General features: G+C 38.1%; 18 protein-coding genes. 10 read left to right on the top strand and 8 right to left on the bottom strand.

The genetic code is table 11. The annotated features are described in order from the left end of the window. The first annotated feature begins 76 nt into the window (after nucleotides 1-76). Complete coding sequence (locus tag UABAM_RS20165) at nucleotides 77-1,912, top strand: protein kinase domain-containing protein (RefSeq protein WP_151969801.1); 1,836 nt, start codon at nucleotides 77-79, stop codon at nucleotides 1,910-1,912. A 12-nt stretch (nucleotides 1,913-1,924) separates the two neighbouring features. Then, nucleotides 1,925-2,710: a hypothetical protein gene (locus UABAM_RS20160; RefSeq protein WP_151969800.1), complete on the top strand. Its 786-nt coding sequence runs from the start codon at nucleotides 1,925-1,927 to the stop codon at nucleotides 2,708-2,710. 471 nt (nucleotides 2,711-3,181) lie between these two features. Here the strand turns inward: UABAM_RS20160 and UABAM_RS20155 are convergent, their stop codons facing one another. Then, on the bottom strand, nucleotides 3,182-3,910 hold the full coding sequence (locus UABAM_RS20155; RefSeq protein WP_151969799.1) for a TIGR02253 family HAD-type hydrolase: 729 nt from the start codon (nucleotides 3,908-3,910) through the stop codon (nucleotides 3,182-3,184). 71 nt (nucleotides 3,911-3,981) lie between these two features. Beyond that, nucleotides 3,982-6,759 carry a hypothetical protein gene (locus UABAM_RS20150; RefSeq protein WP_151969798.1) on the bottom strand — a complete coding sequence of 926 codons (2,778 nt, stop codon included), beginning with the start codon at nucleotides 6,757-6,759 and terminating at the stop codon, nucleotides 3,982-3,984. A gap of 602 nt (nucleotides 6,760-7,361) precedes the next feature. Here UABAM_RS20150 and UABAM_RS20145 point away from each other — a divergent pair. The 3 genes from UABAM_RS20145 (at nucleotide 7,362) to UABAM_RS20135 (ending at nucleotide 14,024) form a co-directional block, all read left to right on the top strand. Continuing rightward, nucleotides 7,362-11,330, top strand: a complete 3,969-nt coding sequence (locus UABAM_RS20145) for a mechanosensitive ion channel domain-containing protein (protein WP_173013446.1) — start codon at nucleotides 7,362-7,364, stop codon at nucleotides 11,328-11,330. Nucleotides 11,331-11,388: 58 nt separating this feature from the next. Next, a complete protein-coding gene (locus UABAM_RS20140) occupies nucleotides 11,389-13,605 on the top strand; it encodes an O-antigen ligase family protein (protein WP_151969796.1) in 2,217 nt (738 codons plus the stop codon). A gap of 230 nt (nucleotides 13,606-13,835) precedes the next feature. Then, the gene (locus UABAM_RS20135; protein ID WP_151969795.1) at nucleotides 13,836-14,024 is read left to right on the top strand and encodes a hypothetical protein; all 189 of its coding nucleotides are present in this window, start codon (nucleotides 13,836-13,838) and stop codon (nucleotides 14,022-14,024) included. A gap of 69 nt (nucleotides 14,025-14,093) precedes the next feature. Here UABAM_RS20135 and UABAM_RS20130 read toward each other — a convergent pair whose 3' ends face one another. Next, nucleotides 14,094-14,297: a hypothetical protein gene (locus tag UABAM_RS20130; protein WP_151969794.1), complete on the bottom strand. Its 204-nt coding sequence runs from the start codon at nucleotides 14,295-14,297 to the stop codon at nucleotides 14,094-14,096. 607 nt (nucleotides 14,298-14,904) lie between these two features. Here UABAM_RS20130 and UABAM_RS20125 point away from each other — a divergent pair. Beyond that, nucleotides 14,905-15,174, top strand: a complete 270-nt coding sequence (locus UABAM_RS20125; protein ID WP_151969793.1) for an HU family DNA-binding protein — start codon at nucleotides 14,905-14,907, stop codon at nucleotides 15,172-15,174. 114 nt (nucleotides 15,175-15,288) lie between these two features. On the opposite strand, the gene UABAM_RS20120 is transcribed toward UABAM_RS20125, so the two are convergent. Next, nucleotides 15,289-16,533, bottom strand: coding sequence for a GTPase (locus UABAM_RS20120; protein ID WP_151969792.1), 1,245 nt, complete (start codon nucleotides 16,531-16,533; stop codon nucleotides 15,289-15,291). On the opposite strand from UABAM_RS20120, the gene UABAM_RS20115 reads away from it, so the two are divergent. Further along, the gene (locus UABAM_RS20115) at nucleotides 16,522-17,925 is read left to right on the top strand and encodes a HEAT repeat domain-containing protein (protein ID WP_151969791.1); all 1,404 of its coding nucleotides are present in this window, start codon (nucleotides 16,522-16,524) and stop codon (nucleotides 17,923-17,925) included. The two genes, UABAM_RS20120 and UABAM_RS20115, sit on opposite strands and share 12 nt — an antisense overlap. Nucleotides 17,926-18,018: 93 nt before the next feature. On the opposite strand, the gene queA is transcribed toward UABAM_RS20115, so the two are convergent. Next, nucleotides 18,019-19,041, bottom strand: coding sequence for a tRNA preQ1(34) S-adenosylmethionine ribosyltransferase-isomerase QueA (queA, locus tag UABAM_RS20110; RefSeq protein WP_151969790.1), 1,023 nt, complete (start codon nucleotides 19,039-19,041; stop codon nucleotides 18,019-18,021). Nucleotides 19,042-19,176: 135 nt separating this feature from the next. Here queA and UABAM_RS20105 point away from each other — a divergent pair, with 135 nt between their 5' ends. Genes UABAM_RS20105 through UABAM_RS20095 form a run of 3 tightly spaced genes read left to right on the top strand, consistent with a single transcriptional unit; the run spans nucleotide 19,177 to nucleotide 22,500 of the window. Next, complete coding sequence (locus UABAM_RS20105; RefSeq protein ID WP_151969789.1) at nucleotides 19,177-20,679, top strand: cellulose synthase family protein; 1,503 nt, start codon at nucleotides 19,177-19,179, stop codon at nucleotides 20,677-20,679. 14 nt (nucleotides 20,680-20,693) lie between these two features. Continuing rightward, nucleotides 20,694-21,914: a sterol desaturase family protein gene (locus tag UABAM_RS20100; protein WP_151969788.1), complete on the top strand. Its 1,221-nt coding sequence runs from the start codon at nucleotides 20,694-20,696 to the stop codon at nucleotides 21,912-21,914. Further along, nucleotides 21,901-22,500, top strand: coding sequence for a hypothetical protein (locus UABAM_RS20095; RefSeq protein WP_151969787.1), 600 nt, complete (start codon nucleotides 21,901-21,903; stop codon nucleotides 22,498-22,500). The genes UABAM_RS20100 and UABAM_RS20095 overlap by 14 nt, the downstream gene beginning before the upstream one ends. Nucleotides 22,501-22,617: 117 nt before the next feature. On the opposite strand, the gene UABAM_RS20090 is transcribed toward UABAM_RS20095, so the two are convergent. The 3 genes from UABAM_RS20090 to UABAM_RS20080 form a co-directional block, all read right to left on the bottom strand. Next, nucleotides 22,618-23,103: a macro domain-containing protein gene (locus UABAM_RS20090; protein WP_151969786.1), complete on the bottom strand. Its 486-nt coding sequence runs from the start codon at nucleotides 23,101-23,103 to the stop codon at nucleotides 22,618-22,620. Between the two features lie 110 nt (nucleotides 23,104-23,213). Next, nucleotides 23,214-23,465 (bottom strand): zf-HC2 domain-containing protein, encoded by a 252-nt coding sequence (locus tag UABAM_RS20085; protein WP_151969785.1) that lies wholly within the window; start codon nucleotides 23,463-23,465, stop codon nucleotides 23,214-23,216. 3 nt (nucleotides 23,466-23,468) lie between these two features. Beyond that, nucleotides 23,469-24,032 carry a sigma-70 family RNA polymerase sigma factor gene (locus UABAM_RS20080; RefSeq protein ID WP_151969784.1) on the bottom strand — a complete coding sequence of 188 codons (564 nt, stop codon included), beginning with the start codon at nucleotides 24,030-24,032 and terminating at the stop codon, nucleotides 23,469-23,471. Between the last annotated feature and the right edge of the window lie 139 nt (nucleotides 24,033-24,171).

The raw sequence follows: 24,171 nt of genomic DNA, 5'->3' as shown, positions 1-24,171 counted from the left end.
TAATAGAACGGTAATTTGGCGGTAATCGATCGGAAACGACGCGAATTTTAGACAATGATCCTTTAGGAAAAATGCTATGAATGCGATACAACGCTGGAGTAAAAGTGGGTTACCGATGGTCATCAAAAACTCACAACTCTCCCCCATTACAAAAAACAAAGAACTTGAAACACACCATGGCGAACAAGGGACTGCCTATGGTATCGTGCAAAAGAGTACTGGAAAAGAATGGGTAATCAAAAAATTTAACCAAGGTTGTCTACCTCCCAAAAATTATCTCAAAAATATTCGCAAAGTAGTGCCCGACGATCCGGCCTTTATCTCTGCGAAAAAACGGCTTATTCTCGTTCCCGATGACCTACGCAATAAGCCAAAAAACTACCACTCTTTTCAAATGGCACGGTGGCTCGAAAACAGTATATTAATGCAAAAAGCCCCCGGAAAATCTTGGAAAGACCTCAGCGGTGAGATTCGCGATGGTAAATGTAAAATCAAGAAAAACAAAAGATTGTCAATTGCACATAACTTAGTCAACGCCGTCAATACTTTAGAAGAAAATAACTGTGCGCACCGTGACCTAAGCCATGAAAACATCTACATAGACCTCGATGACAATGGTGTATATTTTGTGGACTGGGATACCATGTACCACACGTCCCTACCCTACGTGAAGAACACGTCCTGCGGAACAAGTGGTTACCGCGCTCCATGGATTACGGAATCTGCGAAAAAAGATTGGCAACACCACAGCGATCGCTTTGCGTTGGGGATACTTCTCGCGGAAATTTTATTGATGAAAATCGACGAACGTCCTACAAAACAAGGAGTGATGTTCACCGATGAAATTTTACAAAAAGAACAAGATCCATTTGTTGCACAAAAAGTACAAAAAATGTACGAGTACTCGGAAAATATGGGTGACCTTTTCTTACAATGCTTAACTGCCAAGTCTTTTGCAGAATGCCCGGTTCCCCAGCAGTGGAGTGATGCACTCAGCGAAATTGCCCCACAGAAAAACGCGGCAAAAAAGCCGCTAAAGAGCACAAAAAAGGATTCCACAAAAACAGATGCGACAAAGACAGATTCTGCAGAGGATTTCATCGAAATAGCACCTCCTGCGCCACAAGGTATTCTTGCGACATCAATGACCTCTATTGAAAAAGTCCACAAAGTTGCCCAAGAATCATGGGATCGTTGGAGACAACCCGTCCTATTATCCATGTTAGCACTACTTGTACTCATTTTGCTCTTACCTTGGATGCTAAATAGTGATAAAAGCGACAACGATACGAAAAACAGTAGCTACATTGCAGAAAATTCAACCACACAAAACGATACGCAACAAGACAATACACAAGATACGTCAGAAAATACACAAACGGATACGCCGAACACAAATGCGCAAAATAACAACGAACAGGTAAATACGAATTCACAGCAAAATACCCAACAAAATCCGGAAATCGTCACCATCAACAATGATAACGCGCAGAACAATAATGTAGATGAAAATTCAAAAAATCCAACGAGCAACGACGCAAATACAAACGAAAAAACCAACAACGACAATAAACAACAAGATAAAAACGTAAAGCCTGTTCAAGATTTTGGTCTACAAGAAGTGACAAATGCCAAAGAATATCATCTAAAAATTTTCTATGCCGATAATGATCTCAAGGTTATTATTGACAATCAGTTAGTAAAAGTTGATAAGAAAAATAAAGCTTCTATCTACTTGACACCAGGGGCTCATCCTGTCAAAATCTACTTTTCTGCAGTAAAATTTTTGGAAAATGGTAAGCAGAAAGTGATTGGGAAAACCTCTTTTACCAAAAAAATTCGTTTTGCAGATCAACAGAATATCAATATTCGCATTAATCGCTTGAAAAAAGTATGGAAAGTTGTCAAGTAAGGGGAGATGATCGTGAATAAAATACTACTGGCAGGGATAACTCTAATATGTCTATCTTGCACGCAAAATGGGACATTAGACAACAATAACAATAAACAAACGGCGCCTACAGAAAATAGTGCAGAGAACAGCGAAAATAGCGCCGAGAAAACAACAGAGGTAAATACACAAACGAAAACCACACAACCACCAAGCGAAAATATCAAAGATTACTATGAAAAAGCGCAGGACATCGTCGCCAACAAGGAAGCACTAAAAGCCGAGAGTGACAAGTTAGATAAACAACAAAACTGCGAAAAATGTGCTGTGATCGCTGCCGCAACATATTACCTGGCAAACGACAAAGACAAAGCCTCTTCTTGGGCAGAGCAAGCTTATGTATCAGGACAAGATAAGGTAGAATTTCTCCCAACATCGCGCACCATTAATACCGATCAGTCACTGACAAAACAGCGACAACTCGCCCAAGCGAAAGACTTTATCATATCAAAGCGCGACAAAGGTACTGCGAGCTTCAAGAAGGGTAACATTCAATTTTTAGGCCTAGCGCAATACAAAAAGGCCACAAAATACTACAAGGAAGCGATACAAAAAGGGATAGAAAATAGCGAATTGCGCAAGGAATGCACAAGAAACTTAGCCATATGTCTCTACCACAGCAAATACTACGATGTGGCGAAAAATCTCATTATCTACACGTGGTTGGTTCATCCCGATTTACAGATCAACGTGGGCGAGGAAGCCACGAGAGAGGCGTTGAAAAAATACATCCGTGATTATCAGCAGATGCATAAATAATTTTAGATAAGGTATTTACTTTCCAATTGGTATTCACTTTCCGATTGGTGCCCTCACCATCAAAGACAGTTATCAGCTGCGCTGAAAACCTGCTATTTTCATACCTCTCCCACCGGGAGAGGTTCCACGCTTCTCTTTTGTTAAAAACAAAATTCGCTTGATTTGCGAGACAAAATTGTGATTTTGTCATCTATTTGTTTGCCTCTCTTACCGTTGACACGCAAACCTGAAAACAATAAAAACGAATTAAGGCGTGTTACGCCTCTCCCTGTGGGAGAGGCATGAGACTTGTTGCTTTTAGCGAAGCTAAAATCTACAAGGCGATGGTGAGGGCACCAATCTGCAAACGAATCTATTCAAGCAAAACATTCCAACCAAAAATCCATTTTTAGCTAATTCTGGAATTGTATTTTGGGTATAATCGTCCATCTTTATTGCAAGAATTAACGATAGACGATTATTGTATGAACGCTACGATTTCACCACCAAATCAAATTCCTGATCTACGATTTTATAGAGTTCCGAGAAGTCTTCGCATTCATAATCGGCCTTGGTTTCCCCTTTTACCTTTAGATATTTCCCGCCTTTTTTAATGAGTACTGTTGTCATTCCCAACTTGTTACACGGGTCTATATCCATCGTCGGATTGTCACCTACATACATTGTAAACTTTGGATCGATATTCATTCCCATGCACGACATTTCAAACAACTTTACATTGGGCTTAGAGACACCAATTTCTTCGGACACATAGATGTGTGGATCGAAGTATTTGTATAAATCCAAACGTAATAGCTTTTCAAATTGTTTGATGGTGAGTCCCGCGGTCACAACTCCCAAGTAGGCGTTCTTTTTATGCATTTTTTCGATGAAATTCACTGCATCGGGAAAAGGTGTTAGGTATTTATATTTGGTATCGTGGTAAGCAATGATTGCGGTAGTGATTAGGGCAGTTTTGTTGAGAGAGGTAAAGTATTTTTCAGGAAAGCGTAGCAGTAGTTTGTTGTAGTGGTAATTATAGTTACTCGAAAATTCGGAAACAACTTCTTGAAGCTCATCAAATAGTGTTTGCACAGGTATGTCAAGTCCCAGATCAACCATTGCTTGGACAGCATTAAATCTTGCTAGCCTTGTAAAGTCGGAAGTGGAAAAAAGTGTTTCGTCTAAATCGAAGAGTACTGCGTGTAACTTTTTTTTCATTGAAATATTAATCCAATAATGCCACACGTTGGGGGATTATAACTCCGCCTTAAAGGCGGAGCTATAACAACTTATCGAGGTTTTCCTACAGCAAGTTCTTCTCTTTCTTCTAGGTCAATAATTTTAGCTTTCACTACAATAATAACCTGACGTTTCTCATCAACTTTACGTTGTTGAGAGAAGAAAAAGCTAACAACAGGAATGTTTCCAAGGATAGGAATGTCCTGCTTGTGATCTTGTTGGTTAATGCTCTTGAATCCACCAAGCATGATTGTACCTTGGTCAGGTATACGAACAGTTGTTTCAACAGATTGCAACTGTAATTCTGGTACCTGAATGGTTACAACACCAACACCACCAAGAGTTGTGTCAATTTCTTGGAATACTCCACCTACAAGGTCTGCGAATGTTGGACGCATTTCCAAGGTGATGTATTTGTTGTCGTTAGATACTGTTGGACGAACATCGAGAACTAAACCGGACTGTATTGTACCGATAACTGGGTCCGCAATGTAAGCAGACTGAGCAACTTCTACATCAAAGTCACGTACAAACGAAAGCTGTTGTACAATCGAAATGTGTGCTCTTTGAGTGTTGAAAGTTGTAATACGAGGAGCAAACAAAACTTCTTGTCTTGCGGTTTTCTTTACAGCACGTAGAACAGCGTTCATTTCGAGGTCATCAAGGAATGAGAATTCCAATGCCAAACCACCGTTGTCGAACAAACGTTGTCCGAGGGCTTGCTCGTCTACGTTTTCTGTTCTAGCACGAAGATCAACATTTTCTTCGAAAAAGAAACCAGCAGCGGTGTTTACACTACCGTTTAGAGCCGTAGTAAAAATGTTATCCGGATCAATGTCTGGGTTTCCAGCAAAGTCTTCAGCACCTCTGGTAACACCTGTAACAGGTATGACGTTGTCATCGTCTGGAATATCAGGGTCGTTATTACCACGAAGTTGGTTATCTCCAATACCTCTCCAGTCAACACCTAGTACTTCAAGAAAATCGTCAGTTACATCTAGAAAACGTGTTTCTACTGCAACCATGGTTCCTGAAAAACGTCTCATGTCAGAAAGAAAACGACGAATTTCGTCTTGAACTTTTTCAGTGTTTACTACTAAAAGTTGTTTGTTGGTAATATCGATGGAGTTTTCATCTTTGTCCCAACTATCAGGAGCGATACTTGCTTGGATCAACTCTTTTAGCTTTTCGTCAGTAATGACACTTCCAGGACCGTCTTCACTATCTTCAAAAAGTGCTCCACCACTTGTTTCCCCTGCTTGTGATTCAAGTAGACGTACTGTAGGGCCAGGGAAATCAGCAATCTGTGCTGTTAAATCCTGAATAGGGTGAAGAACAGGAATAGATTTACCTTTTGCGCGATCAGAATCTTTAGATGTGATGAATAAAACGTCATTCTCAAAAATGTAAACTAAATTGTAAAACTGCATCAATAGATCTAAAGCGGTTTTCAGTTTTAGTTCTTCAACATTTAAAGTTACTTTTGTACCTTCTACTTGGAAAGCTTGTGTAACCTTAGGATCAACGTGAATGTTGATGTCTGCTGTATTTTGAATGAAGTAAATTACATCGGTAAAAGGTGTTTCAGTAAAGTCAAGAGTGATGTCAACAGAATTTAATTTTGAACGAATGCGTTTTTCAGCATCACTAAACTCTTTTTTGTAGTCATCTCTACTTAGAGAAGTACTTTTTGATCTCTTAGAGACAACATTGTGCCACCAATCTTTTTCAGGATATAGTAAATCATCAGCATATGGAATTTGTGCTTCGCGGAAACTCGCAACTAACTTTTTCCACTCGTCAATTTTCTTTGTTCTGGTTGTTTCAGAAATGTGCTCATGACGTGCGTCACTAATATCTTTACTCAATCGACCAGCGATTTTGTTTAGTGGATCTTTTTCTTTTACCTGCTTAATCAGTTCATCTGCTTTGTCGTATTTTTTGTTGATGTAATATTCGCCAGCTCTTGTTAACAAGATGCGAACTTCTGTTGCACGACGAGATTGCTCTTCTTCTTCAATACGAACAGCTTCACTTCGTGCTTCTTCCATTCTCTCCCGGCGTAACTCAACGGCCAAAGCTTTTTTCTTTTCTTCAGCTTCTTTTACTTTTGCCTCAGCTTTTCTTCTCAGAGCTTGCATGTTTAGCTCGTAAGGAACGTATCTGATAATTTCTAGAGCAGAAGTGAAAGAACTGATTGCCGGATCGTATTCTTTGCTGGCCAAGTGTTCCATACCGCGATCATAGTGATTGCGTGCATCTACTTTAGCTTGTTCCGCTTTAACTCGTTCTTGGTCTTCAAATTCTTCCAAAAAACGGCGGCTTTTCGATGGAGTTTCGCCGAGAACTACACCTACATCGTCACGAAGTCTATTTGCCACAGGATGTGCAGGATCGATAGCAAGAGCTTGGTCAAGAAATGCTTTTGCCTGATTGTGTTTATCTTGGGCCATTTTTTTACGTGCGGTAGTAATCAAGTGATCCACATAATCTTGCTCAAGAGTTTTTTTCTTAGCTACTTGCTTTTCGTATTGTTGTAGCTTTGCCTCGTGAGGATCATTGGCAACATCTTCGTTCTCTGCATTTGCAACATCTTCATTGTTCTCTGCTACCTCAACAGGTTGTGCTGCATCAGTATTATCAGATGTTTGTGCTACTTCAGAGGAATCTTCTGGTGTAGCATTGTTATCTTTTGCTTCTTCAACTTCTTGGTTTTGTGGATTATCCACCTGCTCGTTGTTCACTTTTGCAGGACTTTCACAACCCAAAAGAAGGAAGGCAAGAGTTGAAAGTATACAAATAAAGTTTACGGTATATTTCGCCTTCATATGCTACCTTTCAATAGCAGAATATTTCTAGTAAATAAATGTTTACAGAGCGCTATAATTTTAAAAATTATTTATAAGTGATTGTTTGTTAGTAACTTGTATTTAGATGAAGGCACATAGTACTTATATTTTACGATTGTTGTGGTTCTGTAAAAGTTCTCAAAATATAACAAAGCGAAAATCACTTTTGTTGGTACTCGTTAGGGGTATTTTGTTGTTACATGCCTTGTCTACATAATTTAAAATTTTAGCATCGTTACAAATGTTGTCAAGTAATTTCTTATCAACAAATTATCCAATTTACACTCTTAAATCAATAAAGAGATATAAGTTAGGGATATGTTACACATGATTTTATTATTTATAGTTATTTAATATAATTCGAAAGTTTTCCGCTGTAACGTAGGAAATTGTATCAAAATACAATAATTACATCGCAATACAAATTTAGTTTTGCGTTGTTGTATACACAACATTTTAGTATAAAATAACAAAATTTTCAAAAGTAACAAAACGCCCTGTGGCTTTCCTAGCAAAATAGAAGTGCCACACTATGCAAAAAATATTTCATCAAAACTATGAAAGTCGATAAGGTACACACCATGAGTTTAAAAAATTTTACAATTGTCTTACTGTTTTTCCTCGTACAAGGACTCACCTATTCTCAAGAAAATAACAGTACTTTGGATAATAATAGCTTGCTAGATGCGGCCAACAAGCACGATTTGTCACTAGTGAATCCCCTAAAAATTCTCGGCGAGGGCCAAGATATCCTCTCTAAATTAGCAACCTCGTTACAGAACACCGAAGCACAACTTCAAAAACCATCTCCTCAAGAAAATACAGAACCAGTAACTCAAAAAAACATTCAAGAAAAAATAAAAAATCTCACAGAGCTGGAAAAATTTCTCCAAGAAAAACACGGATTGTACGAAGATGCTATTTCACAACTAAAGAAGTACGAAGCGCAGCTCGAAGAAAACAAAGAGCGTGCAAATATTGTCGTAAATTTATTACAAGAATTCGTGCAGTTACTAAAAGAAATAGAGCTGCGCATCACCACAAAATCTCTTAATCCACAGAGTTTTCCACCTTCGTTGAAAGACAAAAAAGCCCAAGATTTCCAAATTCAGAAAGAACAAATCGAAAAGAGTGTAGCTCTTTGGGGGGTACAACAACAAAAAATACCTGCTCGTCGAAAAGTTTTAGAAGAAAATGCCGCAAAAGAACAACAAAAACAACAACAAATACACCAACAGATTGTTCTTCTGGAAAAGCAGTCGGTCGTTTACCAAAAAAAGATGCAAATACAAAAAGAGTTGCAGGAAAAAAAACCAGATACCCTATTGGCACTTCTTTCGTCCATCGGTCCGGACGTCGTAAAAAAGGCCGATGATTTTGACAAAAAACTCACAGTTTTTGACGAAGCCAAGTCACAGTTGAAAACTTTACAAACCGATACGCCACCAGACTACTCGCAAATAAAAACCGTATCAAAAATTCCATCGACGATTGAAGCAGAAAAAAACTGGAAATCGAACAACATAGTTCTCGACTACAAAAAAAATAGCCTTAAAAGACTCCAAGAATCTATAACGCTAATGACAAAACTCATCAAAGAGGCTCAAGATCTCAACGAACAGTACACGCAGTTCTACGACACTATCTTACAACTAGACACCATTATTGAAATTTTGACACCATTGCAACCAGAAAAACTGTCGGCTTTACCTATTGATCAATACAAAGTAATCATTGAAAAACACCACAACAAACGCCAGAATTTTTTTTACTACGATAATCCCATTAGTGCATGGCAACAACAAATAAAGATTGCACAACAGCAAATAGATGACCTCTCCTCCACAATCGAGGAAACAAAGCAACAGGTAGAAAAATTACAAAAAGTTTACGAAGAAGAAAAGAAATGGGAAAAATGGGTGGTGGATGTCGATAAGCTCGACGAAAACCAACTAAATGAAAAGCTCACTTCTTACTTGAAAACTGCTCAAGAAAAATATAAAAAGATCCAAGAATTTCAACAAATGGTATCGACGCTTCGCGTTCTTCATAAAAACCAGCAGCAAACTGTGCATAAAATACAGTCTCCTACAGTAGTATACTCTCAGCAAGCACTACAAGACTTGTACACCCAAGCGCAACGTTGCATCGAACAAATTGCCACAGAAAAGCAATACAAAATTTCCTTACGCCTTGATCGCAATATCAGCAATGCTGATTTGAAAAAATATTTACAGAAACTTACACAAATTGCGCGTGGTTTTCCAAATAATATGCCAGAAGGTGAAATAGAACAGCTCGAACAACAGCTCGATTTTTTCTCCAATGTACTCACTGTGGCGAAAGAAAAACAAATTGCACAACAAAAACTACAACAAATTCTCAATGATATTTCACAACAAAAACAACTACAACTCGCACAAATGAAAGAACGCATGTTAGAGTTGCGAAAGGCTTATGGTGCTGCAACAGAATTTCAAATACGCCTTGGCAAAAAAGAAATCACATCAATTCCTGAGGAAGTGAAAAATGTTCCTGGCAAGGGAGAACTTGTAGCGATCGACACGGAAATACAAAAGGTACAACAAAAAATTTCCGCTGTGAAAAAATCCATGGAAGAACAAAACAAAAATGCCAGTGAGATATCTCAGTATGTAAAACACATAGAAACGCGTATATCTATTATATTAGAGAAATTAAAATACTTACAAAAACGTCGCAAGATGCAAGAAGACTTCGCGGCAAAAGAGCTCACCAACACGCAACAACAGCAACAACAACAGGCGATATACGAAACCAAACTCACATACAGTATTTGGTGGGTTAACCTCTTGAGTTTCTTTAGCTCAAAAGAAGCAGAACAACAAGAGAATTTACTAAATTCTTACTTTGCAGATTTGGTTACGCTGCGAAGAAAAATAGAAAATCTTGAAAAGAGAGCCTTACTAAATCAAAGTCTCATCAAAGCAGCTGACGAAGAGCAACAAACTTTGCAAAGTTACACATTGCATTCTCCACAACAACAGCTAGACATGCATCTAGCCGAGATAGAAGCGCGATTAAAACCAAGCTCTTTGCAAAAAGATATATTGGATAGCTTTTTTCCCGACAATAGCGAAAACATAACACTTCCAAATAGCTTGAGTAACGAGAAACGTCAGGAATATATCCCAACAGCGGCGGATGAAGTTTTTCGTAGTTGGGTAACACTTTTGACATTCCAAGCGCAACAAAACGCTGTGGAATACGATACTTCAAAATTAGGCATCGCAACAGAAGTCGCCAAATATAAAGAAGACATAGGACGTATAGAATCAAAAAAGAGACAAATAAAACCCGACATCAACAAATTAACAGGGCACTCTCTTGCGTCGTTGCATTCGTTAGATCCGATTGAAAAGCCTCAAAACAAAGACCAAGAAAATCGATATCTACAAGGTGAAATTCACTACACGCAACAACTACAAGCAAACGCTCTATTGCGCTCCGCTTTCATTTCGATATGCAATCTTATTTTCATCCCCATACTAGCGTTACTATTGATTAGAGTTTTAAACCGTGTCGGGGAAAAAATCATCCACCGTGTCACTGCCTCCAGTTACTCAAACCAAAAAGTGAGAGAACAACGTGCGCAAACACTTCTTGGAATTTTAAAAACGACATGGACAGCACTTATTTTTATTATTGCTGGTATATACATGCTGGAACAATTTCGTATTGACATAACCCCCATCATTGCATCGGCCGGGGTATTAGGTCTCGCCCTTGCTTTTGGAGCACAAACATTGGTGCGTGACTATATTTCAGGTTTTTTCATCCTTTTAGAAAATCAATATGCCACAGGAGACATGGTCGAAATAGATGGTATCACAGGTTGCATCATCAAAATTACCTTACGCCTCACGATACTAAGGGCTTTTGATGGTACAATACATTTTTTTCCCAACGGAACCGTACAGCACATTAGTAATAAGAGCAAAAATTCGCGCGCAGTGATTAATATCGGTGTTGCTTACAGCACGCCCGTGGATAAAGTTTTGGAAATTTTGCACCAAGTTGCCGTTGATATGCGCCAAGACCCACAAGTTGGTCCAAAGGTCTTAGAAGAATATGAAATTCAGGGTCTCGACAACTTTGGTGATAGTGCGATTACATATCGCATGTGGTTAAAAACAACCCCAGGAGACCAATGGGCTGTAAAACGCGCTGCGCAAAGACGTATAAAAATTTATTTTGACAAGCACAATATTGAAATTCCATTCCCACAACGTGTACTGTATACCCCCAAAGAGTTGTCCACAGAAGAGCAGCAACAGCATTTTTCTGAAGTAGAAGAAACCTATCACGATGCAAAAACAAAGTTAACTCCTGTTCAACAGGTACAAAAAGAGCAAAAAGCTCTTATCGAAGAGAAGAAAAACGCCCCCGTCTCCGCCGAAGAATTACAAAACGATAGTGACGTACAACAGGATGACGATGTAGATGACTCCATGACAGAACCGCAAGTAAAAGTAAAAAAGAAAAGACGCAAAAAAAAGAAAAAGAAATAGGATACACGGGGTCGGGATCGCGATCAAATAACAATCATAGTCGTAATAGGAGTGTAAAATGCAAGGTATTTATTTTATTTTGTGGGGAATAGTACCACTGTTGTGCTTCTCATGGTTTTCAAATCAATTTTTTCCCAAAGTAACGCTATTGTATTTGTTGACTTGTGTATTCTGTATTCAACTGTATAAATCAAAAAAAAATGTCATTAGCAATGAACACATGATGATATTTGTCGTAGTGATTTTTATGGCCATGTCCTTTTCCATTGCCCATTTACAATATTGGATAATCATCTTATTGCTTGCTATTATTTTTTCACATGCCGAAGAAAAGCAAATCATGACTACCTTGTACAGTCTCTGTGCTGCGGCAACTGTGGCGAGTATTTATGGAATATACCAATACACAGCAAGTACACAACTTCGCGTAAATACTTTTCCAACGTACACTTCTTCTTTTTCACTCATCAATACGGCAGGTGCTTTTATCTCCTGCAGTTGTATGTTAACGATGTCCTTAGCCGTTGTAAATTTTCCCAAACACACTCCGCTACTTCTGGTGTCTTTCGTTTTGCAACTATCTTACTTAATGTGCACCGGAAGTCGCGCGGGGTATGTGGCTTTTGCCATCACTTTTTTACTATTCGCCATTGTAGTCATCACGCGCCAATTTTCATTGCGCCTTAAACACCTTTTGCTTATCTTAGGTGTATTTGTCATTACGATTGCTGCTTCACTGTTATATACTCCGGTAAAACAACAAACCATGAGTATATTTGATTCTAAAAACAACTCCAATAAAGTGCGTTTGTACATGTGGGAATCCACCTGGGATATGACTAGCGATTACCTATGGAGTGGCGTTGGTAGCGGCAAATTTATCGAACAATATCCACTCTATCGCAACAAAGAAGAGTATACGATTTCCGATTCTCGTGTTGCCACGCATCCACACAACGACTTTTTACTCATAGTTGCGGAAAATGGAATTTTTATTTTAGCTTTATTTATTGTATTGTTGTTCTTCAGCCTACGAAAACTATATCGCGGCCACAATGGTATGTATCTTTGCGGGTTAAGTATTCTGATATGCTTACTCATAAACGCCTGTTTTTACTGTGTGTTCATAGCTCCAACAACCGCTTTGCTACTTGGTATTTCTCTAGGGATTGCCGCACAAAAAAGCCACAAGTACATCCACGGCAACGCCATTTTTCCCCTGTTACTAATTGTATCCCTCTGTGGTTTGTGTACTTCGCTCCTACAAAGCGCTGCCAATATACATTTCCACTCTGGTCAAAAACATATGAAAACCAAAAAGTACGATAAGGCCATTACCCAGTTACAAAAGGCCCAAAGTTTATGGAGCGATCATAATACCCACCTAGAGATGGGACGTTGTTACTTGGTGAAGAAACAACCGCAAAAAGCCCAAATGCACCTGGAAAAAGCCCAGGCCACTTATTTAGAAAATGCCTACCTTACTCTGGGCATTTGTTACACACACATTAAAGAACACCACAAAGCTTTTGTCACATGGAAACAAGCGTTACGACTTTACCCCGAATCCTGGCAACTCAATTACAACCTTGGTAAACTCTGCCTAGACATAGGTAAAGCGCCACAAGCAGTGAATTATCTCAACAAAGCTCTGCTTTTAAGAGAACAATTAGGTAAAGACATAGATTTTTTAATGAATATAGGTCTGGCAAACGAATATATTGGTCAATACGGCAAAGCGATGACTTTTTACAGCAAAGCAAAAGAAAAAGATAAACGCAAGATTGTACCAACGATGTACATCGCAAACACACTGGTCAAAATGCGGCTTTTCCCCTCAGCTCTGCATCACTTAGAATTTGTGGCCAAAAACGGTAAAAAAGCAGAAATCATCACTGCCAACATAAGTATGGCCAAAATTTACGAAGAATTGCAGCAACCTAAAATAGCAATGACTCTCTGTTTTAAAGTTATTAGTCTAGACCGCAACAACTATGAAGCGAATTTCTTATTGGGTAGATCTTTGTTTTTCCAAAAAAAATACAAAATGGGGGTGAAATTCTTGGGCGTTGCTCGCAGTGCAAGTCCTCAGAATCCATGGCCGCCGTTATTTTTAGCGTTAACACATTTTGAACAAAACCAGCACACACAGGCGATCATGTATTTACAAAAAGCGAAAGATTTGGGATTTTCTTCATGGAAGGAGCTGTATCAAGTTTCACAGATTTCGTCTTCAACCAAACAAAAAATACAAAGCTATTTACAAAAAAAATGAAATATTTAAGGCGTGATGCGTAACTTTTAATTAAGTATGAAGGTCAAAACCAAAGAATTTTAGACAGGATAACGAGATAAAACAAGATAACAAATCTTTTGTAACTTTTTTTATTGTTCCCCGCATCGGAATTTGGTAACATAGCCAAAATACAAAAGTTACATTCTCGCTTACCTGCGGTAATGACTAATAAAATTTTAGATTGTACGTACTCTTTAGGAAGGGATATCATGAAAAAGATTTTTATTCTTCTTCTTCTATTCTCTTCGGCATTTATTTTTGTAGGATGCCCTTTCCACGGTAGCCCAGAACACCGTCGTGCTCATAGAAAAGCTATTTATCAAGACTATGTAGAAATTCATAAGTTCATTGATAGACATTTTTGGAACTATGATTGGGACGATCCTTATCACAATTAATACAAATATGCCGAAGGTTCGGAAATATTAAGCTTTGTCCCTGAATAATTCAGGGACATAACAACAAAATCACTGGCTAATTTTTTCAGCTGCCGCAAAGACCGCAAGTGTTACCACCCAAAAAAAGACCACACAAGTAACAACTCCCGCCCAAAAAAACAATTCTTGTTTAAATATATTGTGACAAATAAACATCACTGTTGCAATCGCAGCAATAACAAGTAATTTATAACCATTATTGGCATATTTATTGGTATTCCATGTAGTTGCCATCACAAACTCCTTTCTAAATTTAAAGACCATTAAGAGGTGTGCACCCCTAAAAATTTATACCAAAAAAAAAACTTTAGTGCTCCCATTAAATAAAAAAAATTTTCGCCTGCACGAACAACAACACTTAACAGAAAAAAAGTTCGCTTTTTATCGAACTTATTTTGGCAGCACTTGTTATATTTTATTCACTTGGTAGTTATAGACAAAATCCTTTTATATATTACTTTATAGAGTTTTCTTTGTAATTTCCTACGAAAAGATATGTTCTTTTTTTTGAGAACTTATCTGACTCAACAGTTTTACATCACTCTTTTATAAAACATACAGCCTAGGTGGAAGCTCTGGCGGCAAAATCACATCCATAAAGCCATGCAGTTTATAGGCTTACGAGAGGTGCGTTTTTTTCTCCGCTTTACGGTGGGCTATAACTACTAAGATTTATACATCCAAAATGGCTATCTGTAAAAAAATAAAAAAAACATTGACTACCAGCCTGAGGAGCGTATAATTACTTTGTGGTTATGATAGTTTATGAAGGCTACCTTTACAAGTTCCCAAAAGATAAGGTAGCTAATCGCAAAAAAAACAAAATGTATGGAGATAATGCATGAATAAAAAGCAACTAATTGAAGCTGTTGCAAAAGAGATGGAAAAATCAAAAGCAGATGCTGAAAGATCAGTAAATGCAGTTATTGAGTCTGTCAAAAAAGGTCTTAAAAAAGACGGCGTAGTACAACTAATCGGTTTCGGATCTTTCACAGTTAAGAAGAGAAAAGCTCGTAAAGGTCGTAATCCAAAAACTGGTGAAGTTATCAAGATTAAAGCTTCTAAGACAGTAAGTTTCAAACCTGGTAAAGGTTTGAAAGAAAGACTCTAGTCTTTTGCACACTGATTTTTAGTTACTTTTAGCACCAAAAATTCCCATAATATTATGGGAATTTTTTTTTGCGTAGTTACTTTTCCGCAATTGGTCATTCCCTAGAAGCCCACATTACTCTAAACTCCAAGAAAAATAAAAACAAGTACCTGCCAATAGTAAAAGTGCTTTTTTGGTATCTCTTTCCTCTAAAAGCCGGATGACTTCCACAATAACATTGTATTGATCTTCACTCATAATCATCGGAAAGCTTTGTTGTAATTTATCTAAGCCGGGAACCAAACGCCGTGCGATTTCCTCGATCGCCAAACCTTTTTTAGCCGAAATACAAATAGCGTTGCGATAAAGTCTTTTATATTCCTCGATAAAACGTGGTTGTAAATCCACTTTATTCAAAAGAACTAGCGCATTTTCGGGTATTTCCTCTTCTACAGGCGGTAAAGAGCTATCTATCACCCATAAAATATGTCTCCCAGAGTCTAACATGGAAAAAGTTTTTTCAATTCCCATTCGCTCCACAACATTATCTGAGTCGCGAATACCCGCGGTATCATAAATATAAAAAGGAAATCCACTTAAAGAGACCAGTACTTTTATTGCATCACGAGTGGTACCAGGTGTAGAATCGACAATCACTCGTTCGCGTCCCACAAGCTGGTTCATAAGTGTTGATTTTCCACTATTTGGTTTTCCTGCGATTACAATAGATTGAGGATCTGTTATCATATTAAAAATAGTGAAAGACTCTAAAGTAGATTCTAATAAAGTAATCGCCTGAGTAAAATTATCCTGGTTTATATGTGTGACAATTTCTTGGATGTAAGAGTTCCATATTCCGTTTAATTGGTAAGCAAATATTTTGGCCACTAGATCTGTTTTACTGTGAATAAAGTTTTGTAATGCCACATTTTCTGATGGAGAAAATAAATCATCGCTACGCAAGATATCGATAGATGTAAGTAGTTGAAAAATTGCCTCGGTAATGGCAATACCACCATGACAACAAATTTCAATGGCATCAACCTCTTTATATTCAAAGCAACGGATCAAGACTTGGTCAATAATTTCACGTTTATCGTCATACAAAGTTCCATAGTAGATATTTTGTGAAGGTTTTATTTTTTTAGATGTCGAAAAAAACGGCTGAATAGCCTCATTGATGTTCTTTCCTAAACCCAGGATAACCGCAACTCCTCCTTGTCCATACGGAGTAATCAGCGTTGCTTTGTTTTCATAAACAGACATATCTTGACTTTCTAGCTTTTTTGTTGCAGCACTCCGCGAAAAACAATACAATGCAAAAATTTCTGTATTTTCATCAAAATAAACAATAACACCGGGGGAATCATGGATTTCCACAAATATTTACAACAAGAATTTGGTCTTCACCAACACGACAAAAAACTTTCAAAAACAGAGTTAGAGTACTATAACACTCTTTCTCAAAAACTTTATGAAGAAAATTTTTTATTAATTATTTCCTCTATTTTTTTGGGAGGCTTTGCTCTTGTAGGATTTTTCTTCACTATGCAAAGCAATTTACCTGTGATCTCAGGGCGAATCAGTACTCTCCTTTTATCTATTAGCTGTGTCTCCGTACTACTATCGGTTGTATACAGCTTCATTGCTCACTCGTTATTTACACATTTCCACATGATATCTCTTGATACGGTGGCCAGTAGCAATCGCATTCTTTCAGCGATTAACAATGCTTATGTATACAAACAAACGGCAAAAACGCTATTTATAACCGCGATTATTGCCCTCATTATGACCATTACTTTGCTACTCACCGCTGATATCAAACTGATTTTGGCTTTCTTTCTGTGTATTGCACCTATATTTTTCGCCATTCGCCGCTATATAAAAATAGTAAAAAAATCGGCACAAGAACGAACAATGAGTTTATTAAAACCAGTTATTGATGCCGATAACCCTAGCGTATTCAGTGAGGTGGCCGCGCGAACAAATGTTGTCGAAGGTAATAGCGACCGTACTTTCTCTTCCTTAATGTCTATACTGGCCAATCCATCTCCACGAGTTCGCTCCCAAGCCATAAAGTTTCTTGGTAAGCACGCCACAGCAGAAGCGATTGATACCATTATAAATATGCTAGGGGATACAAATGCGGATGTACGCTCGCAAGCAGCCATAGTTCTGGGGAAATTTGGAGAACGCGGCACCAAAGAAGCCCTAAAAAGCCTACTATATGACGAAGATGCCAATGTTCGTAGATCAGCCGCAGAGTCCTTAGGCCGTTTGCGCGTAGGTTCGGCAACAAATATATTAATATCCTTACTGGAAGATGAATCTCCAGAGGTACGTGGATGTGCAGCAGAAGCTCTGGGATACATAAAAAAAGCGAAAGCCATCGAAAAAATAGCGGAAAAAATCAATGACGAAGATTGGTTCGTTCGCTACAAAGTAGCTATTTCTTTAGGAAAATTTGCAGGCCATTTATCGGATGAAATTATCGAAAAAATAATTTTGCTCCTAGATGATGAGAATGAGTATGTACAATCATCCACGCGAAATGCCCTGCAAAAAATTATACAACAGTTGGATAATAGCAAGACGCTCTTCGAAAAAATCCAAAAACTTCTCCATCTAAACAATACCGATGACGAACAAGATGAGAAGCAGCAAGAACAAACAAGCGATGAATCCCCACAGGAAGAACCAGAGGAAAAAGACGAAGACGAAATTACTCTTGAAGAAGATATCGAAATTGACGATATCGATGAATGGTAGGTATATTCTGAGTGATATAGAAATCACTCAGAATACCAAAAGACACTTTTTATTGTAATCTATATTGGTACGCAACAATAACACTTGCTGTAACTACAAGATTAGCATCGCATCGCCATAACTAAAGAATCGATATTTTTTATCAATCGCTTCTTTATATGCTTTCAATATAAAATCTTTGTCAGCAAATGCCGCAATTAGTAGTAGAAGAGTACTTTTCGGTAAATGAAAATTTGTCACAAGAGCGTTCATAACCTGAAATTGATATCCAGGATAAATAAAGATATCTGTAATACCGCTCTGAGCCTTGGCGGCACCGTCACTAGCGCAGCTCTCCAACGCACGACATGATGTTGTCCCCACACAGACCACACGATTGCCGCCCGCCACAGCCTCATTAATAGTTGTGGCTGTTTGCGGTGAAACGTTGTAGTACTCTTCGTGCATTTTATGTTGTAAAATATTTTGCGTTTTAATAGGTAAAAAAGTCCCCAAACCAACGTGTAGTAATACATTTTGTACAATAACACCGCGCTCTTTTATCTGTTGCAAAAGATCCACGGAGAAGTGCAAACCGGCTGTGGGAGCAGCAATGGCTCCCGGTTCATTTGCATAAACTGTCTGGTATCGATCTTGATCGTTGACTTGCGTTACCACATTTTTTCTCTTGATATACGGAGGCAAAGGAGGTTCACCTAGTTCATTGAGTACGTCTAAAACATTGTTTTCTCCAAAGTCGACAACCCAATGTTGTTCTTGACGCTCAACCACAGTTACGTTATAGTTACCGAAAAGGTATTGTTCTTTTGCAGATGGTCTTTTACGTGTTTTAATAAATACTTTAGCCAGATGGTCTTCCATTTCAATTACTAGCATTTCCACTCTAGCACCTGTCATTCTTTTACCGATTAGCTTCGCAGGTATAACTTTAGTGGTATTAATGACAAGAACATCTCCTTTTTCAAAATAATGAATTATTTCTGCAAAAGAATCATGATGATCAATGGTCTTTTCACGGCGATTTAACACCATTAAACGCGAAGAAACTCTATTGTCAACGGGAGTTTGAGCAATCAGCTCTTGAGGTAATTCATAATCAAACTCAGATAAATCCATATTGAACCTTTACATAATTACGGGCTTAAATTTCGATTACGTTCTTGGTTAAATAACATCTATTATACAAGTCCTTGAAGATAATGATGATACTGACAAAGTAATCTCGGCGAATCACGAAAAAAGGATGGAGCAATGTCTCGCGAAATACTACTAACTTTTTATTTTATCACTTTATGCATACTATCTATATATGGTCTTCATCGTTATCAACTGCTACACTTGTACTACAAATACAAAAGGCCACCACAAAAACCAAGAAAAAAATTTCCTTCTCTTCCTCACGTAACGATTCAATTACCCATATACAATGAGATGTACGTCGTCGAAAGACTCATTGACAGCGTCGCAGCCGTGGACTATCCCAAGGATTTACTGGAAATACAAGTCCTAGATGATTCTACAGATGAAACACAAAAAATTTGCCAAAAAAAAGTAGAAGAATATCAACAAAAACTCAATATTCACTATATTCATCGCACGAATCGCGAAGGTTTCAAGGCAGGTGCTTTGGCAAATGGAATGCAAAAAGCCACAGGAGAATTTATTGCTATTTTCGACGCAGATTTTGTGCCATGCAAAAATTTTCTACATGACACCATACATTACTTTACCGATGAAAAAGTAGGTCTTATTCAAGCGCGCTGGGAGCACATAAACCGCGATGATTCATTGTTAACACAAGTGCAGTCCATTTTTCTCGACGGCCATTTCATGATTGAGCAAACGGCGCGTAATAGTAGCGGTAGATTTTTTAATTTTAATGGCACAGCGGGAATTTGGCGTAAAGAAACGATTATAGACGCCGGAGGATGGGAGCATGATACACTGACAGAAGACATGGACCTATCGTTTCGCGCGCAAATCAAAAATTGGCAATTCATATTTTTACCTAACGTCGCTGCTCCTGCGGAGCTTCCCATGACAGTCAGTGCATTCAAAAGCCAACAACACCGTTGGTCAAAGGGAACAATTCAAGTCTGTAAAAAACTACTGATACCTATTTTAAAAAGTAAAGCTCCGTTTAAAGCAAAAACTGAAGCGTTCATACAGCTCACAAACAATTTTGTGTATCTTTTGATGTTTGTATTCTCCTTACTAATGTTTCCGGCCCTTATTTATCGCACGCAAAACGATTGGTATACATTATTACTCATAGATCTCCCGCTATTCATTGCGGCAACAATCTCCATTAATAGCTTCTATGCCGCTTCGCAAATAGAAATACATAAAAATTGGCTACAACGTCTCAAATACCTTCCGTTTGTTACGGCAATAGGTATCGGTTTATGTGTTAGTAATAGCAAAGCTGTTCTCGAAGCAATATTCAATCACAAAACAGGCTTTGTAAGAACCCCCAAATACAACGCAAAAAACAACAAAGAAAAATCCTCGCGTCGTTACAAGGTGAAAAACAATATCTTACCATATGTAGAACTAGCATTGGCCGTATATTTTTGCTTTATCGTCCATACAGCTTATAAAATGCAAGCTTATGTCGCCATCCCATTTTTGCTGTTATTCTTATACGGTTATGCGTACATGGCAACGATAACTTTATGGGAAAAATTTACCATTTCTCATAAAAATGCGCATATTGAAACAGGCGAGGTAAATCAGCTCAAAGAAGCTTGCTGAGAAAGGATTTTAATATGAATTATATTGTTTGGGCTATACCAGTATTTTTTCTATTTATTGCCCTTGAATTTCTCGCATCTAAGGTAGAAGGAAAAAAAGTATACCGGCTAAACGATTCTATCAATGATTTGAGTTGTGGAGTTTTACAACAAATTATATCGGCATTTGCCAAAACAATTTTGCTTGGTGTGTATGTACTTATCTATGAAATATTTGCCAAAAACAGTTGGCACATTTTTCATATATCATCATCGGTGTGGATGTGGATTGTACTATTTATATTAGTAGATTTTTTGTACTATTGGGCACACCGATTTTCTCATACAACAGCAATTGGGTGGGCTGGTCATGCCATTCATCACCAAAGCGAAGAGTTCAATCTTGCCGTAGCTCTGCGTCAGGGCACTCTACAACCATTTTTTACCTTCTTGTTTTTTTTACCACTGGCAATTATTGGTTTTCCACCCGCAATGTACTTAATTACAAAAGCGGCAAATACATTATATCAATTTTGGATACATACGCGATTAATTAACACCATGGGGCCCTTCGAATGGGTCATGAATACTCCTTCTCACCACCGAGTTCATCATGGAAAAAACCAACACTACATTGATAAAAACTACGCGGGAGTGTTTATTATTTGGGATCGTTTGTTTGGGTCTTTTCAGCAAGAAGACATTCATCCAGCATACGGAGTCACAACACCTCTTAACAGTTGGAACCCCATTTGGGCAAATGCTAGTTATTTTCTGCATCTCGGAAAATTATCGCTGAAAAGCCCTTTTCTTGTCGATAAAATAAAAGTGTGGTTTATGCCCCCGGGCTGGAATCCGCGTAATATGGAAGAAGATCCAGCTCCCTCTCCAGATACTTTGTATGACAAATACGATCCGAAGATTCCCATGGGAATTAGCATATACGCCGTATTACATTTCGCAGTAGTTATTCTTGCCACAATGTACCTACTGGGGTCTATGGGCGATATGCAACATGAGAAATACACCATCGCGACACTTATTATTTTATCGCTAATTAATATTGGAGGATTTTTTGACACAAAAAAATGGGCTGTTTATTTTGAAGTCGTGCGTTTGTATGCCATCGCTATTTTTATCACTTTTTTCTACAAAATAGCATTTTTATCTATCGCTATGTTTGTTGTGGCCACACTGTGTAGTATATGGATCAACTACTATTACAGAATTTTAAGGGAGAACAATGCATTCAGCTAAAACAAAACTCGAACAAGGTTTCAGGGAAACAGAGAACGATATTATTATTTCAGCAATTCTCGGTGTCATTATTTGCGCGGTTTTTATCGTTATTTTTTGTTATGGCTCATATTTCGCTATCAACGTTGCTCTAGCAAGACGTGGAATAAATATACTTCCCTTTAATGAATTTATACCGTTTTTTGTTATAGGATTTGTGGTATTGATGATGACTTCCAAGCAGTATCAACCAGAGGTTTACGAAAGACCACACAGTAGACGAGCATTTAACCATGCCATGCTCGGTATCGCGATGATGGTTCCCAATCTAGTGAATCAAAACCTTCAAGGTTTTGGAGATTTGATACAATTAAAGAACAATAGCTACTCTCTTGACCTTGCTTTAGAAATACTTGCTATGTCGAAAAAAGGCACGTCGTTGAAAGCTATATACGATAAACAGAATGTTTACAGCAAAGGACAAATCCGTTTAACAATGAACCTTTTAGAAAAAGCAGATTTTGTTTTTGTGAATAAGAGTAAACTGGAGGTGTTCACGACGGATACAGGAGACACAATTCTTTTTGAATGGCAGCGTAACAGGTAGTTTTTTTTGTGTGACCGTGATAACTATGCTTAGTATTCGGCAGTGGTCACGGTCACGGTCACGATTACGGCTACGGCTACGGACGGTGACGGTGACCGTGACGATTATCTTGATTTTTTAATTTTCTTCGGCTTTTTGGCCACTTGTAAAGGTGGAGTATACATATACGGGAATACCTAAATGCCCTAGATGTTTCTTAATTAGAGGAAATACTTCATCCCAATCAAGCCCCCCTACTCCTGTTGCAATACGAGGTATCGCCAGCGAAGTAAATTTTTCTTTTTCTGTCATCTTTTTCAATTCGCGCAAGGCATGGTTAACATGAGTTGTCGTTGCTTTCCACGGCTTTGCACCATGGCCATAACCACCTTCTTGGGTAATTAAATTCACGATACGTACTCCATCGGCACCTCCCCACATCCATGCACTTCCAGGCTTGGGATGTGCTTGGTGGCACCAGTGGTGGAAGTCTTTGTGCATTGAGGGATATCGTTCGTGTAATTGTAGTGCTAGCCCTTGTTTCATTGGGTCATTGGCCGCTACACCATGGGCAATCACTTGTGCACCACTTAACAGAATATCTCCATTTACCTCAACAATCATAATGATTCTCCTAGCAGTTGTATATAAATTTGAATTCAGTTTCTTTTGCTTTTAACAGTTCGCAAAAAGCATACCACTTAACACTGCTAGAATTGTTTTATGGCAAAAAACTATTTATTCATCTCTTCTATGATCTTGTCTTGCATTCTTTTTTTAGATTCTTGTGAGAGGGCTGGATCTTTGTCTAATTTTTTGTCGTAGTAATTCGTGATACAGTTATGCAAAAAACGAAGCTGTTTCCAATAGCGACGGCAAACATAACATATCATCAAATGTAAGCGTATTTCGACTCGTTGTGTCCACGGCAATTCTTTTTCCAACGAATCAGAAAGAAGTTTGGCAATATCTTTACATCTAAGCATTGACTAACCTGTTTTCATAAACCAACATTTTTCTAAACATTCGCGCATCTTGAAACGCGCACGGTGCAGTCTTACCCACAAATTGGCAGAGGTAATTTGTAAAGCTTCACAGATGCCATCGGAATCCATCTTGTCTAATATTTTAAGCTGAAATACTTGTTCCATATCTACGGGCAAATTAGAAATGCATCGCGAAAACACTTCCCAAAACTCTTTTTGTTCCAGCGCTTTTTGTGGATTTGTGTCCCACTTTTCTAGACTTTTTTTCCAATGACCTCGACCATCAAAGTATTCCACGAAAGGGTCTTCCGTGCTTACTTGTTGTTCTTTTTCTTTCTTGCGGTAGTGATCAATAATCTTGTGCTTAAGTATTCCAAACAACCAAGTTTTCTCTGAACTGCGGCCCGAAAAATTTTTTTGTGCTTTCAGTCCAGCGAGAAAAGTTTCTTGGACGATTTCTTCTGCCGCTTCACGATGTCGAACTCTCGCAACAGTGTACTTTAGCAATTGATCACCATATAATTCTACCCAATCCGCGGGGTTAGATAATACATTTTTATTTTCCATGATAGTTTTTGTCTTAGTCGTAACCGTTGAATTAAACTTACTGAAAATTTTACCAAGAAACGATATTACACCTTTTATAGCTACATTATTATAGCTAAAAAACGCAGGGTAAACATACAAAAAAAATAGATAAACACAG

The organism is Candidatus Uabimicrobium amorphum (assembly GCF_009002475.1).
Classification (GTDB): domain Bacteria; phylum Planctomycetota; class Uabimicrobiia; order Uabimicrobiales; family Uabimicrobiaceae; genus Uabimicrobium; species Uabimicrobium amorphum.
This window is presented reverse-complemented; position numbering and strand designations above follow the sequence as displayed.